This is a genomic window from Streptomyces thermospinosisporus (genome assembly GCF_039526425.1).
Lineage (GTDB): Bacteria > Actinomycetota > Actinomycetes > Streptomycetales > Streptomycetaceae > Streptomyces > Streptomyces thermocarboxydovorans.
The window spans coordinates 29196-42341 of sequence record NZ_BAAAIZ010000095.1 but is presented as its reverse complement, the minus strand read 5'-3'; the positions used below and the strand labels follow the sequence as shown (position 1 = coordinate 42341).

12 protein-coding genes and 2 pseudogenes are annotated in these 13146 nt (G+C 74.0%); 6 read left to right on the top strand and 8 right to left on the bottom strand.

Features of this window, described 5'->3' with window-relative positions; translation table 11 throughout:
* Both ABD207_RS26500 and kbpA read right to left on the bottom strand, forming a co-directional pair.
* On the bottom strand, positions 1–1033 hold a 1033-nt coding region (locus tag ABD207_RS26500), incomplete at its 3' end, for a serine/threonine-protein kinase (RefSeq protein ID WP_344015687.1).
* 199 nt (positions 1034–1232) lie between these two features.
* Positions 1233–1964: an AfsK-binding protein KbpA gene (gene kbpA / locus ABD207_RS26495; RefSeq protein ID WP_344015686.1), complete on the bottom strand. Its 732-nt coding sequence runs from the start codon at positions 1962–1964 to the stop codon at positions 1233–1235.
* 122 nt (positions 1965–2086) lie between these two features.
* Here kbpA and ABD207_RS26490 point away from each other — a divergent pair, with 122 nt between their 5' ends.
* Positions 2087–2734: a TetR/AcrR family transcriptional regulator gene (locus ABD207_RS26490; protein ID WP_344015684.1), complete on the top strand. Its 648-nt coding sequence runs from the start codon at positions 2087–2089 to the stop codon at positions 2732–2734.
* Positions 2735–2881: 147 nt separating this feature from the next.
* Here the strand turns inward: ABD207_RS26490 and ABD207_RS26485 are convergent.
* Positions 2882–3070: pseudogene (locus tag ABD207_RS26485) on the bottom strand (Lrp/AsnC ligand binding domain-containing protein); the annotation flags it as partial.
* On the opposite strand from ABD207_RS26485, the pseudogene ABD207_RS26480 reads away from it, so the two are divergent.
* A pseudogene (locus tag ABD207_RS26480) lies at positions 3059–3289 on the top strand (LysE family translocator); the annotation flags it as partial. The pseudogenes ABD207_RS26485 and ABD207_RS26480 overlap by 12 nt on opposite strands.
* A 94-nt stretch (positions 3290–3383) precedes the next feature.
* On the opposite strand, the gene ABD207_RS26475 reads toward ABD207_RS26480, so the two are convergent.
* Entirely contained in the window at positions 3384–3884 is a 501-nt protein-coding gene (locus ABD207_RS26475; protein ID WP_344015683.1) for a nitroreductase family deazaflavin-dependent oxidoreductase, read from the bottom strand.
* Complete coding sequence (locus tag ABD207_RS26470) at positions 3884–5230, bottom strand: acyl-CoA dehydrogenase family protein (RefSeq protein WP_344015682.1); 1347 nt, start codon at positions 5228–5230, stop codon at positions 3884–3886. The genes ABD207_RS26475 and ABD207_RS26470 overlap by 1 nt, the downstream gene beginning before the upstream one ends.
* Before the next feature lie 97 nt (positions 5231–5327).
* Here ABD207_RS26470 and ABD207_RS26465 point away from each other — a divergent pair, with 97 nt between their 5' ends.
* On the top strand, positions 5328–6500 hold the full coding sequence (locus tag ABD207_RS26465; RefSeq protein ID WP_344015681.1) for a thiolase C-terminal domain-containing protein: 1173 nt from the start codon (positions 5328–5330) through the stop codon (positions 6498–6500).
* A gap of 10 nt (positions 6501–6510) precedes the next feature.
* The gene (locus tag ABD207_RS26460; protein ID WP_344015680.1) at positions 6511–7176 is read left to right on the top strand and encodes a pyridoxine/pyridoxamine 5'-phosphate oxidase; all 666 of its coding nucleotides are present in this window, start codon (positions 6511–6513) and stop codon (positions 7174–7176) included.
* Positions 7177–7201: 25 nt separating this feature from the next.
* On the opposite strand, the gene ABD207_RS26455 is transcribed toward ABD207_RS26460, so the two are convergent.
* From ABD207_RS26455 to ABD207_RS26445, 3 genes are all read right to left on the bottom strand, one after another.
* Positions 7202–8077, bottom strand: a complete 876-nt coding sequence (locus ABD207_RS26455; protein WP_344015679.1) for a GNAT family N-acetyltransferase — start codon at positions 8075–8077, stop codon at positions 7202–7204.
* A gap of 165 nt (positions 8078–8242) precedes the next feature.
* Positions 8243–8902 (bottom strand): GNAT family N-acetyltransferase, encoded by a 660-nt coding sequence (locus tag ABD207_RS26450; protein WP_344015677.1) that lies wholly within the window; start codon positions 8900–8902, stop codon positions 8243–8245.
* Positions 8903–8910: 8 nt separating this feature from the next.
* Positions 8911–9327 (bottom strand): Zn-ribbon domain-containing OB-fold protein, encoded by a 417-nt coding sequence (locus ABD207_RS26445; RefSeq protein WP_344015676.1) that lies wholly within the window; start codon positions 9325–9327, stop codon positions 8911–8913.
* 183 nt (positions 9328–9510) lie between these two features.
* On the opposite strand from ABD207_RS26445, the gene ABD207_RS26440 reads away from it, so the two are divergent.
* Both ABD207_RS26440 and ABD207_RS26435 read left to right on the top strand, forming a co-directional pair.
* Complete coding sequence (locus ABD207_RS26440; protein WP_344015675.1) at positions 9511–10725, top strand: flavin-containing monooxygenase; 1215 nt, start codon at positions 9511–9513, stop codon at positions 10723–10725.
* A gap of 169 nt (positions 10726–10894) precedes the next feature.
* Positions 10895–13120 carry an acetate--CoA ligase family protein gene (locus tag ABD207_RS26435; RefSeq protein WP_344015674.1) on the top strand — a complete coding sequence of 742 codons (2226 nt, stop codon included), beginning with the start codon at positions 10895–10897 and terminating at the stop codon, positions 13118–13120.
* Positions 13121–13146: the final 26 nt, after the last annotated feature.

The window sequence follows — 13146 nt, the reverse complement described above, 5'->3', positions numbered from 1 at the left end:
CGCCGGCCTGGGCGCCCACCGGGGCGGGTGCCGGCGGGATCACCGGGTCGTGCGGCGGCGGGGGCGGCGCCTGCGGGCGGGCGCCGCGGCCCTGGCCGGAGCCCTGCCCCTGGTCGGGGCGGGGCTTGGTGGCGGGGCGGCCGTTGCGGCGGGCCTCGATGAGGCTGACCGCGGCTTCGGGCAGCCAGGCCGAGGCCGTGCCGCTGTCGTCGGAGCCGGAGCCGAACAGATGCGGGGCGAGCTGTGCCTGGAGGTCGGCCGGGGTGGGCCGGGCCGAGGGCTCCATCTGCATGCAGGACTCGATCAGCGGGCGCAGCTCCTCCGGCAGCCCCTCCAGGTCCGGGCCCTCGCGCAGCAGCATGAACACCGTCTCGACCGGGTTGGCGCCGTGGAAGGGGGCGTGGCCGGTGGCGGCGAAGACGAGGGTGGATCCGAGGGAGAAGACGTCGCTGGCGCCGGTGACGCTGCGAGAGTCCTTGGCCTGCTCCGGGGACATGTAGGCGGGCGTGCCGACGGCGACGTTCGTCATCGTCAGACGCGTGTTCGACACGCCGGAGGCGATGCCGAAGTCGATCACCCGGGGGCCGTCCTCGACCACCAGCACGTTGGACGGCTTGAGGTCGCGGTGGACCAGTCCGGCGCCGTGGATGGACTGCAGCGCCTCCGCGACCCCGGCCGCCAGCCAGCGCACCGCCTTGGCCGGCAGCGGCCCGCACTCGTTCACTATCTCCTCGAGCGAGGGAGCGGGGACGTAGGCGGTGGCCAGCCACGGCACGGCGGCGCGCGGATCGGCGTCCACCACGGCCGCGGTGTAGAAGCCGGACACGGCGCGGGCCGCCTCGACCTCCCGCGTGAAGCGCACCCGGAACAGCTGGTCCTCGGCCAGTTCGGTACGGACCGTCTTGATCGCCACACGCCGGCCGGACGCCGAGCGCGCGAGATAGACCAGCCCCATACCGCCGGCTCCCAGCCGTCCCAGCACCTCGAACGGCCCGATACGCCGCGGATCGTGCTGCGTCAGCTGATCCACCACTTGCCTGCCACCTCCCCGTACGAGTCGCGCCACCACATGTGCCCGCGACCGAAGTGCAGCGTCTCACCACCGCACCGCCGTGGCGGCACGCACCCCGATTCTTCCTGGCCGGAGCCTTCGTTGCGAACCCGCCGACAATCAGGGTGTCAGGTGGTAAACAAGACATTCTGTCCGGCTGGACGGGGTCCCGGTGCCCCGCTCAGCGGCGCAGCAGCGCGAAGGACGCCCCTTGATTGTCGGTGACGACCGCGGCCGTGCCGTAGGACGTCTCGAAGGGCGGCACCTGCACCCGGCCGCCGAGCCGCACCACCTCCTCCGCGGCGGCCGCCACGTCCTCGACCGCGAAGTGGACGAGGAAGTGGGGCGGCATCTCGGCGGGGAAGACGTCGGAGACGGGGGCGCGGCCGAAGTCGGGTTGGGCGCCGGGCCCGAACAGGGCGTCGTGGAAAAGGTCGCCGTAGAAGGTGTTGGCCGCCTCGGTGTCGCTGGTGTAGAGCTGCACCCAGGCGAAGGTGCCCGGCTCGTGGCGGCGGCCGAAGCCGGGGTGGGTGCCGGGCTGCCAGAGGGCGAAGACGGCCCCCTGGCCGTCGGTGACCAGCGCGTGCACGCCCAGGTCGCCGAGCGGCAGGGGCGCGGCGATGATCCGCCCGCCGGCCAGGCGGATGCGCCGGCACAGGTCCTCGGCGTCCGGGGTCGCGAAGAACACCGTCCACACGGTGGGCAGCCGGCCGTCGGCCTTGCGCCGCAGCGAGGCGACGGGCTCACCGTCCTTCAGCGCCCGCACCCCTTCCCTCGGCAGGTCCGGCTGCTCCCGGAAGGTCCACCCGAAGAGCTCCCCGTAGAAGCGCTTGCCGGCCGCCACGTCGGGCAGCTGCGCGTCCACCCAGCACGGGGTGCCCTCCCTGTACTCCGATGCCCTGTTTTCGGCCATGCCGCCAAACTAACCGTGCTACCCGCACCCCGCAGACCAGGCACACCACACTCCCGGAAGGGGCACACCCCATTTGCAGTCGGCCGAATCGCGCTCCGATCACCCCTCGGTAAGCTGACGACATGACAGGACAAGTGCGAACCGTCGACGGCCGCGTGGCCGGCCGGCGTGGGCAGGCGACCCGGCAGAAGCTGCTCGACTGCCTCAGCGAGATGCTCAGCTCTTCCCCCTACCGGGACGTCAAGGTCATCGACGTCGCCCGCAGGGCGGGCACTTCGCCCGCGACGTTCTATCAGTACTTCCCCGACGTCGAGGGCGCCGTTCTGGAGATCGCGGAGCAAACGGCGGCCGAGGGCTCCGGGTTGACCGAGCTCGTCGAGGGCCGCTCCTGGGCCGGCAAGGCCGGCTGGCAGACCGCGCAGGACCTCGTCGACGGCTTCCTGGACTTCTGGCGGAAGAACGACGCCATTCTGCGCGTGGTGGATCTCGGGGCGGCCGAGGGCGACAAGCGCTTCTACAAGATCCGGATGAAGATCCTCAACCCGGTGAACAACTCGCTCGCCGACGCCGTGGCCGACCTCCAGGCCAGGGGCCGGGTCGACAAGGACGTGAACCCGGCCGCGATCGCCGGTTCGCTGGTCGCGATGCTCGCGGCAGTGGCCTCGCACCAGAAGGGCTTCACCTCCTGGGGTGTGAAGCAGGCCGAACTCAGGCCCAATCTCGCCCTGTTGGTCCACCTGGGAATCACCGGCAAGAAGCCGACGAAGTAGGCGACGCCAGGCGCAGCACCCTACTCTTACTCTCTTTCACAAGTCCTGTCTGGCAGGCGGTGGTCCACCCCGGTGGACCACCGCCTGTCGCGTTGTGCGGGACCTTGTGCTAACGCGGTGCGCGGGCCTTGCGCTGCGGGCCCTGCGCTAACGCGCGGGCAGCGGCCGGTCCTTCACCACGTGCTTCATCACCAGCGTCGACGTCAGCCGCTGCACCCCCGGCAGGGTGGCCAGGCGCTCGTCGTAGAGCCGCTGATAGGCGGCGAGGTCGGCGGCGACCACCCGCAGCAGATAGTCGGGCTCCCCGAACAGCCGCTGCGCCTCCAGTTCCTGGTCACCGGCGACGGCGCCCGGCTGCCGGTGCCGGTGCAGACGCTGGCGCTGGGCGCCCTGCACATGGCGTGCTGCGCCGCCGTCTACCTCTCGGTGGGCCTCGCCGCCCGCGCGGTCCTCGGCGCGCGGCCCACGGCGGCGCGTGCGGTGGTGCGCACCTCGGGCGCCGCGATGCTCGGGATCGGCGCGTTCCTGCTGGTGCAGCGGCTGGCCATGCTGTAGGCGTCACTCGCTGCAGGTGCCATCTGTCCAGGTGTCATCTGCGCAGGTGTCATCTGCGCAGGTGTCATCTGCGCAGGTGTCATCTGCGCAGGTGTCATCTGCGGCGGAGCCGGAACAGCCGGATCTCGCGGGCCACCCGCGCCTGGTACGCGGCGTACGGCGGCCAGAACTCCAGCACCGCCCGCCACGCCGCCACCCGCTCCTCCCTCTCGAGCAGCCGGGCCGTCACCGGGACGTCCTCGCCCCGCCGGCTGATGACGGCGTCCGGGTGGGCGAGCAGGTTGTGCGTCCACGCCGGGTGCCCGGGGCGGCCGAAGTTGGAGCCGACCAGGATCCAGCTCCGCCCGTCCTCCTCCGGCATGCAGGCCAGCGGGGTCCGCCGGGCCCGGCCGCTGCGCGCGCCGGTGGAGGTCAGCACCACACAGGGCAGGAGCCAGGTGCTGAGCAGCACCTTTCCCCCGGTGAGCCGGTGCAGGCCACGGTCCACGGCGGGCAGCACCGGGGGCGCGAGGCGGGCGAAGGCGCGGGTCGCCGACACCCGCTGCACCCCGCGCAGCAGCCGCCCGGCGCGGGACCGGTGCCCGTTCTGCCGCATCAGCCGGCCTCCTCGCTCCCGATGGCCTCGAAGATCTCGGTGGTCTCGAAGAGACGTGCCCGGTCGGCGGCGTGCGCCCGGAGCCGGTGGACCGGCCCGAACAGCAGTTCGTCGCCCTTGGCGCGCTTGAGATACAGATGCGCGTCGTGCTCCCAGGTGAAACCGATCCCGCCGTGCAGCTGGATCCCCTCGGCGGCGGCGGCGTTCAGCGCCGTCAGCGCCTCGGCGAGTGCCGGCCCGCCCGCACGTTCCCCGCCCTCACGATCCTCACCCGCGCGTTCCCCGCCCCCACGGTCCTCACCCGCGCGTTCCCCGCCCCCACGGTCCTCACCCGCGCGTTCCCCGCCCCCACGGTCCTCACCCGCGCGTTCCCCGCCCGCCTGCTCGCCGTGCGCGGTCGCCCAGGCCGCGTAGCAGGCCGCGGAGCGGGCCGCCTCCACCCGCACATGCACATCGGCCAGCCGGTGCTTGACCGCCTGGAACGACCCGACAGGCCGCCCGAACTGCTCCCGCCGCCCCACGTACTCGACGGTCAGCTCCAGGATGCGGGCGGCGGCCCCCACCGCCTCGGCGGCCAGGCAGGCGGCCGAGGCGTCACCGGTGGCGGCCAGGGCCTCGCGCACCCGGCCCGGATCGTCGGCTCCCAGCAACTCCGCCTCGGTGTCCCTCAGTTGCACGCACCCCTGCGGCCGGGTCGCGTCCAGGGAGGTCTGCCGGGTGCGGGTGAGGCCGGGTGCGTCGCCCGGGACCAGGAAGAGCAGGGTGCGGGAGCGGGCGAAGCCGCCGGTGTGGGCGGGGACGATCAGCAGCCCGGCGCTGTGCCCGTCGAGCACCTGGTCGGCCTGCCCGTACAGCCGCCAGCCGCCGTCGGCCCGCCGGGCCTGCACGCCGCCCGCCCGTCCACCGCCCGCCCAGCCGCCGCCGTTGCCGCCGGTGAGCGCGAGGGCGGTGGCGAGGGCCGGGCCCGGGGCGGCGAGGGCGGCGGTGAGCGCGCCGGAGGCCAGCCGGGGCAGCAGTCGCGCCCGCTGTGCGTCGGTGCCGAGGGCGAGCAGCAGGGGCGCGCTCAGCACGGTGGTCCCGAGCAGGGGCGAGGGTGCGAGGGCACGCCCCGTCTCCTCGCAGGCGAGGGCCAGTTCGGTGACCGGGCAGCCGACGCCGCCGTAGCGCTGCGGCAGCGCGAGGGCGGGCAGGCCGAGCCCGTCGGCGAGGGCGGCCCACAGGGCGGGGTCGTGTCCGGCGGGGGTGTCGACGGCGGCGCGCACATCGGCCGGGGTGCAGCGCTTGGTGAGCAGTTCGCGCAGGGTCCGGCGGATCTCGTCCTGCTCGGCGGTGAAACGGGCGTTCATGCTGAGCCCCTCCGATCTGACGGATCGTCATATTAGGGCGGGAGGGCAGGGATGCCCAGACTTACGCGACCAGTCGAACTGACGTACCGTCAGATCTATGGTCTCTTCGAGGAAAGCCGCCGTGGTGGGCGTGGCCCTCTCCGACTGCGGGCGGCTGGACGACGGCACGACCGCCTACGCCCTGCACGCCCAGGCCGCCCGCCGCGCCCTCGCCGACGCCGGTCTGGACCGGTCGCAGGTGGACGGCTTCGCCTCCGCCGGACTCGGCACGCTGGCCCCGGTCGAGGTGGCGGAGTATCTGGGCCTGCGCCCCACCTGGGTGGACTCGACCTCCGTGGGCGGCGCCACCTGGGAGGTCATGGCCGCCCATGCGGCGGACGCGATCGCCGCGGGGCACGCCCGCGCGGTGCTGCTCGTGTACGGCTCCACCGCCCGCGCCGACATCCGCGCCGGCCGCCGCACCGGCACCCTCTCCTTCGGCACCCGCGGCCCGCTCCAGTTCGAGGCCCCGTACGGGCACACGCTCATCGCCAAGTACGCGATGGCCGCCCGCCGTCACATGATCGAGTACGGCACGACCGTCGAGCAGCTCGCCGAGGTGGCCGTCCAGGCGCGGGCCAACGCGGCGTTCAACCCCGGGGCGCTGCACCGCACGCCGATCACGGTGGACGACGTCCAGTCCGGGCCGCTGATCGCCGACCCCTTCACCAAGCTGCACTGCTGTCTGCGCTCCGACGGCGGCGCGGCGGTGCTGCTGGCCGCCGAGGACGTCGTACGGGACTGCCGTACGGCACCGGTGTGGGTGCTGGGGACGGGCGAGTACGTCTCGCACTCGGCGATGTCGGAGTGGCCCGACTTCACGGTGTCCCCGGCCGCTGTCAGCGGACCGCTGGCGTTCCGGCGGGCGGGGGTGCGGCCGGAGGAGATGGACCTCGCCGAGCTGTACGACGCCTTCACCTATATGACGCTGGTGACGCTGGAGGACCTGGGCTTCTGCGCCAAGGGCGAGGGCGGGGCCTTCGTGGAGAAGGGGCGGCTGCGGGTCGGGGGCGGCGGGCTGCCGGTGAACACCGACGGGGGCGGTCTGTCCGCCCAGCATCCCGGGATGCGGGGGCTTTTCCTGCTGGTGGAGGCGGTGCGGCAGCTGCGGGGCGAGTGCGGGGAACGGCAGGTGCGCCGGGCCGACGGCTCACTGCCCCGGCTGGCGGTGGCCTCCGGGACGGGCGGCTGGTTCTGCTCGTCGGGGACCGTGGTGCTGGGCCGGGAGTGAGAATCGGGACATGGGAACCGATCTTCACGAGCTGCTGCGGTCACTGCGGGTGTGGGACCCGGAGGTGACCGAGCTGCCGGCCTTCGACCCGTCCGACGCGCCCGGTGGACCGCTGGAGCTGTTCACCCGCTGGTTCGCCGAGGCGGTGGCGGCCGGGCAGACCGAGCCGCACACCATGTCGCTGGCCACGGCGGACGCGGACGGCCTGCCGGACGTGCGCATCGTGACGCTGCACGGCGCCGACGCCGGCGGCTGGGCCTTCGCCACCCACGCGCACAGCCGCAAGGGCACACAGCTCGCCGCCCGCCCTTATGCGGCCCTGGCCTTCTACTGGCCGGTGCTCGGCCGCCAGGTGCGGCTGCGCGGGCCCGTGGAGCAGGCGCCCGCCGAGGAGTCGCAGGCCGATCTGCACGCCCGCTCCACCGCCGCCCTGGCCGCGGCGCTGACCGGCCGGCAGAGCGGGGTGCTGGGCTCGCTCGAGGAGCTGGCCCGGGCTTCGGAGGCGGCCTGGGAGCGCGCCGAGCGGGAACCGGACGCGCCGGTGGAGTCCTGGACGCTGTACCGGCTGCGGCCGGACGAGGTGGAGTTCTTCCAGGGCGACGAGCGGCGCCGGCACGTACGGCTGCGCTACCGGCGGACCGGTGAGGGCTGGTCCCGGGAGCTGCTCTGGCCGTAGCGCCAGCGACGGTGGCCTGTGGGAACTACGAGAACGAGTACACGGCGAAGTCGGAGACGGGCCGGTAACCGATGCGCTGGTACAGCGCGTTGCTCGTCGGATTGGCCAGGTCCGTGAAGAGCAGCACCTCCTCCGCCCCGCGTTCCCGGGCGGTCCGGCTGGCCTCGGCCGTGGCCGCTCCGGCGTAGCCGCGGCGGCGCAGTGCGGGCGGGGTGTACACGCAGGAGACCCTGACCTGCCCGGCGACCTGCGGGCCCAGGCACGCCATGGCGACGAGCTCGCCCTCGGGATCCTCCCAGTAGGTCACGGCACGCTGCTCGATGCGGGCGTCCGCCCACGCCTCGGGTTCCTGGAACACGGGGTCGCCGACCGCCGCGCAGAAGTCGCGGTACCAGCGGCTCAGATGGGCCCGGTCCTCGGGCCCCGCGGTCCTCGCCCGGCCGGGCGGGACGGGCTGCGGCACGGTCAACTCACCCAGCCGGTACAGCCGTTGCCGCTGGTGGAGCGTGACCTCGGCGCCCGTGCGGCGCCGCCAGGCGTCGGCGAAGGCGGCGGCGGTGTCCTGGTCGCCCTGGACGCCGGGGAGCGACTGGCCGAGGTCGCCGAGGTCGCCGAGGTCGCGGAGCAGACAGGCGAGGGCGTCGGCCTCCGCCGGCGACAGCGGGGTGGGGCACAGCCGGTGCGGCGGAGTGCGGAAGAAGGCGGCCCGTACCTTCCCGTCCTGCTCCAGCACCCCGAACTCGGGGGCCCCGTCGCCGTACGACCGCGCCCCTTGCATGCGCAGGGTCTCGGTGACCGTCAACTGCACGGTGTGCACGGCGGGTTCGGCCCGCAGGAAATCACCGGCGCGGGCGAGGAAGTCGTCGATGTCCCGGGTGAGATACCAGTCGTGGGAAGCCATGCCTCATGGTGGCGCGGGGAGCGGGCGGGACGCCTCCGAATTTGTGGCCGGCGCATCCATGGCCTCGCGGCCGGTGTACCCCTGCCCTTGGCGCCCGGTGAGTCCAGGGCTCGACGGGCCCCCATGGGCTCGAACCGGGCTCGGCCACCGGTGCGGCGAGGGTGTCTACGGCCGGGGTCCCGTCACGGGATTCGGCGCCGGTGGTTCCTGGTCCGTCACGGGCTTCGGCGCCGGGGGTTCCGGGTCCGTCGCGAGGCGGGCGTGCAGATGGGCGTCGCGGAAGGCGTCGTGGCGGCCGGCGGCGAAGATGGCGTCCCGCATGGTCCCCTCGTACCGGAAGCCGCAGCGTTCGGCGATGTGGCAGGACACCTCGTGGCCCACGGCGTGGTCCAGCTCCAGGCGGTGCAGACCGAGGTCGGTCAGCGCCCAGCGCGCGGTGAGCAGCAGCGCCCGGGTGGCGACGCCCCGGCCGCGCGCCTCGGGGAGCACCCAGTAGCCGACCCGGGCCACCCGCAGCAGCGGCCGGATGTCGCTGACGACGATATGGCCGAGGAGGGTACCGCTGCCGGCGTCGGAGACCCGGAACGACGCCGTGGTCCCGTCCTCGGCCTGCGCCGCCCGCCCGCGCAGCACCTCACGGGCGCCGGCGAGGTCCGTGACCGGGCGGAAGGGGGTGTTCCAGCGCCGGAACTCGGGGTCGGTGGTGCCGCGCAGCCAGGCCTCCGCATCGCTGCGGGACGCCGGGTCCCAGGGACCCAGGTGCAGTCCGTGACCGTGGAGCTCCGCGACGGTGCGGGCGGATGCGCGCTTGGGTGGGTGGGCCATGGCCCCATTCAAACCCGCCGCACCGGCCGGAACACGGGAATATCCGCGCGGAAGGTCACCTCCAGCTCCATCCCGGGGCGCGGGCCGCCCGCCGCCTCCGCGTCCACGAGTTCCGTCATCATCCTCGGCCCCTCCGCGAGGGCGACGACGGCGGCGGTGTAGGGGGTACGGGAGGCGAAGGGCGGCAGGTCGTTGCGGTGCACGACGGACCAGGTGTAGAGCGTGGCCCGGCCGCTCGCGGTCTCCCAGGTGACGTTCTCGCTCCAGCAGTGGGGGCAGAACTCGCGCGGGTAGTGGTGGGCGCGGCCGCAGCCGCCGCACCGGCGGACGAGCAGCCGTCCCCGCGCGGCGGCCTCCCAGTAGGTCCTGGTGAAGGCGTCGGCCTCGGGAGCGGCGGCGGGCCCGGATCGGGATGCGTTCTCCATCTGCGCCTGCCGGGGTCGGGGGCGAATCCATGCCTGACGGTGTGTCAGTTTCACCGTTTCCGCGCACCGCCCGCAAGACCGCCCCGCAGACCATGGACGGGTCCGCACAGTTGTGATCGATCCGCAACCCATTGTGGTCTTGACCGATACCCATCAAGCAGGTGCGTGATTACGCTCGCGCTCATGGCCGACACCACCGACCCCACCAGCAGATCCGCGCAGCCCACGGACCCTGCCCCGCCCGACCACCCCGTCTATGTCGTCGGCGGCGGACCCGGGGGGCTCGCCGTCGCCTACGCGCTCCGCTCGCGGGGGCTTCGGGCCGTCGTGCTGGAGCGGTCCGAGCAGGTGGGGGCCTCCTGGCGGCGGCACTACGACCGGCTGCGGCTGCACACCACCCGGCGCCAGTCGGCCCTGCCGGGTCTGCCGATGCCACGCCGGTTCGGGCGGTGGGTGGCCCGCGACGACGTGGTCCGGTACCTGGAGAAGTACGCCGAGCACCACCGTCTCGAGATCGTCACCGGGGTGGAGGTCTCCCGCGTGGAGCGCACCCCGGACGGCACCGGCTGGCTGCTGCGCGCCACCGGGGGCCGTGAGCTGACCGGCGCCGCGGTCGTCGTCGCCACCGGCTACAACCACACGCCGCGGGTGCCCGACTGGCCCGGCCGGGACGGCTTCACCGGTGAGTTCCTGCACGCCTCCGCCTACCGCAACCCGGCCCCCTTCACCGGCCGGGACGTGCTCGTCGTGGGCGTCGGCAACACGGGCGCCGAGATCGCCGTCGATCTGGTGGAGGGCGGCGCCTCCCGGGTGCGGCTCGCGGTGCGCACCGCTCCGCACATCGTGCGCCGCTCCACGGCGGGCTGGCCCGCCCAGTACTCGGGCATCCTGGTGCGGCGTCTGCCGGTGAAGCTGGTCGACCGGATCAGCCGGCTGCAGGCGAAGGTGGCGGTGCCGGACCTCTCCGAGCACGGCCTGCCCCGCCCCGAGACCGGCCTGTACAGCCGGGTTCTGGAGGGCGCCATCCCGGTGCAGGACGCCGGGCTGATCGACGCCGTGCGCAGCGGCCGGGTGGAGGTCGTGGCCGCCGTGGAGGGCTTCGAGGACGGCAAGGTCCTCCTCGCCGACGGCACCCGCATCGGCCCGGACGTGGTGATCGCGGCCACGGGGTACGAGCGGGGCCTGGAGCCGCTCGTCGGGCACCTCGGCGTCCTGGACGAGCGGGGCAGACCCGTGGCCCACGGCGCCCGCAGCCCCGAGGGCGCCCGGGGCCTGTACTTCACCGGCTACACCAACCCCATCAGCGGCAACCTCCGTGAGCTGGCCATCGACGCCCAGCGGATCGCCAGGGCGGTGAGCCGGGGCGGCGCACCGGGGGTGTCCCGCCTTCCGGGGTGAGCGGCAGCAGCACCAGCGATCCTCCACGCCCCCGCCGGGCGACGCCCCTCCCCGAGCAACCACCGCTGCCACAACTGGCCTTGTCCGGGCCGTTCCTGACATTCCGTCCGTTCAGTAATCTGACAGTGTGTCAGTTGGTAGCGGCTGTCTCACAGGAGCGGGCGAAGCCATGCTTGGATCGACCCACGGCACCCTCACCACCGACTACCGCCGGACCCGGGCCATCGCCTGCGGCGAGCGGACCGGTCCCGTCGTGCGCGGCAGGCCGGCCGAGGCGGGCGACACGGACGTCAGCGGGCGCCCGCTGTACGCCGAGGTCCCCGATCTGGACCGGCTGTTCCGGCCGGAGTCCGTGGCCGTGATCGGCGCCTCGGACGCCGAGGGACGCCCGCACACCGGCATCACCCGGCAGCTGCTCGACTGGGCCGGGCGGGTCGGCGCCCGGCTGTTCCCGGTGCATCCGAGCCGCACCGCCGTGTTCGGCATCCCCTGCTCCCCGTCCGTGGCCGACCTGCCCGAGCAGGTCGACGTCGCCGTCGTCCTGGTCGGCGACCCCCTGCCGGTGATCGAGGAACTGGCCGAGGCCAAGGCCCGGTTCGCGGTGGTGTTCGCCTCCGGGTTCGCGGAGACCGGCGACGAGGGTGCCGCCGCCCAGGACCGGCTGGCCGCGGCCGTCGCGGACTCCGGGATGCGGCTGCTCGGCCCGAACACCAACCTCAACGCCTTCGAACGCTTCCGGGACGATCTCGACGGCCCCGCGATCGCCCTGATCACCCAGTCCGGCCACCAGGGGCGGCCCGTCTTCGCCCTCCAGGAGAACGGCATCCGCGTCTCCCACTGGGCGCCCACCGGCAACGAGGCCGACCTGGAGACCGCCGACTTCCTCTCCTACTTCGCCGAACGGCCCGAGGTCGGCGCCGTCGCCGCGTATCTGGAGGGCCTGAAGGACGGCCGGGCCTTCCTGCTCGCCGCCGACCGGGCCGCCCGCCGCGGTGTCCCCGTCGTCGCGGTCAAGGTCGGCCGCACCGAGACCGGCGCCCGCACCGCCGCCTCGCACACCGGCAAGCTGACCGGCGCCGACGCGGTGGTGGACGCGGCGATGCGGCAGTACGGGGTGATCCGGGTCGACGGCCTGGACGAACTCCAGGACACCGCGGCCCTGCTGGCCCGGGCCCGGCCGCCGCGGGCGGACGGCGTGGCCGTCTACTCGATCTCGGGCGGCACGGGGGCACACGTCGCCGACCTGGCGACCGCGGCCGGCCTGCACCTGCCGGAGTTGTCCGAGGCCCGGCAGGCGGAGCTGCACCAGTGGATACCGGAGTACCTCGGCGTGGCCAACCCGGTCGACAGCGGCGGCCATCCGGTGGGCGACGAACGGGGCCGCAGGATCATCGACGCGATCCTCGACGACCCCGGGGTGGGCGTGCTGATCTGCCCGGTCACCGGGCCGTTCCCGCCGCTGAGCGACCGGCTGGTGCGGGACCTGGTGGACGCCGCCGAGCAGACGGAGAAGCTGGTGTGCGTGGTGTGGGGGTCGCCGGTCGGCACCGAACCCGCCTACCGGGAGGTGCTCCTTGGCTCCTCGCGGGTGGCCACCTTCCGGACCGTCGCCAACTGCCTCACCGCGGTCCGCGCCTGCCTCGCCCACCACCGCTTCGTCACCGGCTACCGCTCCCCCTTCGACGAGGCGCCGCGCACCCCCTCCCCGTCCTACCGCAAGGCGCGGCTGCTGATGCGGCCCGGTGAGCAGCTCAGCGAGCACGCGGCCAAGCAGCTGCTGCGGGCGTACGGGATCCGGGTGCCGCGCGAGCAACTGGTGACCAGCGCGGCCGCGGCCGTACGGGCGGCGGGGACGGTCGGCTTCCCGGTGGTGATGAAGGCCTCCGGGGCGCGGATCGCCCACAAGACCGAACTGGGCCTGGTGAAGACCGGCCTGACCTCGGCCAGCCAGGTCCGCGACGCCTACCGGGAGCTGACCGACATCGCCCGCTACGAGGACGTGGAGCTGGACGGCGTCCTGGTCTGCCAGATGGTCGGGCAGGGCGTCGAGATGGTCGTCGGGATGTCCCACGACGAGCTGTTCGGGCCGACGGTGACGGCCGGGATCGGCGGGGTGCTGGTGGAGGTGCTGCAGGACACCGCCGTGCGCGTGCCGCCCTTCGGCGAGGAGCAGGCGCGGGACATGCTCGACGAACTGCGCGGCCGGCCCCTGCTCGACGGCGTACGGGGACGCCCGCCGGCGGACCTCGACGCGCTCGTCGAGGTCATCCTCCGGGTGCAGCGCATGGCCCTGGAACTCGGCGACGAGCTGGCGGAGCTCGAACTCAACCCCCTGATGGTCTCACCCCGGGGGCAGGGCGCGGTCGCCCTGGACGCGCTCGCCGTGTGCCGGTGACGCACTCGCCGGCTGCCGGTGACGCC

Bases quoted from the DNA above. Each gene is read 5' to 3' on its own strand.
- kbpA (WP_344015686.1), bottom strand. From the start codon at position 1,964: ATGGCCGAAAACAGGGCATCGGAGTACAGGGAGGGCACCCCGTGCTGG.
- ABD207_RS26490 (WP_344015684.1), top strand. From the start codon at position 2,087: ATGACAGGACAAGTGCGAACCGTCGACGGCCGCGTGGCCGGCCGGCGT.
- ABD207_RS26475 (WP_344015683.1), bottom strand. From the start codon at position 3,884: ATGCGGCAGAACGGGCACCGGTCCCGCGCCGGGCGGCTGCTGCGCGGG.
- ABD207_RS26470 (WP_344015682.1), bottom strand. From the start codon at position 5,230: ATGAACGCCCGTTTCACCGCCGAGCAGGACGAGATCCGCCGGACCCTG.
- ABD207_RS26465 (WP_344015681.1), top strand. From the start codon at position 5,328: ATGGTCTCTTCGAGGAAAGCCGCCGTGGTGGGCGTGGCCCTCTCCGAC.
- ABD207_RS26460 (WP_344015680.1), top strand. From the start codon at position 6,511: ATGGGAACCGATCTTCACGAGCTGCTGCGGTCACTGCGGGTGTGGGAC.
- ABD207_RS26455 (WP_344015679.1), bottom strand. From the start codon at position 8,077: ATGGCTTCCCACGACTGGTATCTCACCCGGGACATCGACGACTTCCTC.
- ABD207_RS26450 (WP_344015677.1), bottom strand. From the start codon at position 8,902: ATGGCCCACCCACCCAAGCGCGCATCCGCCCGCACCGTCGCGGAGCTC.
- ABD207_RS26445 (WP_344015676.1), bottom strand. From the start codon at position 9,327: ATGGAGAACGCATCCCGATCCGGGCCCGCCGCCGCTCCCGAGGCCGAC.
- ABD207_RS26440 (WP_344015675.1), top strand. From the start codon at position 9,511: ATGGCCGACACCACCGACCCCACCAGCAGATCCGCGCAGCCCACGGAC.
- ABD207_RS26435 (WP_344015674.1), top strand. From the start codon at position 10,895: ATGCTTGGATCGACCCACGGCACCCTCACCACCGACTACCGCCGGACC.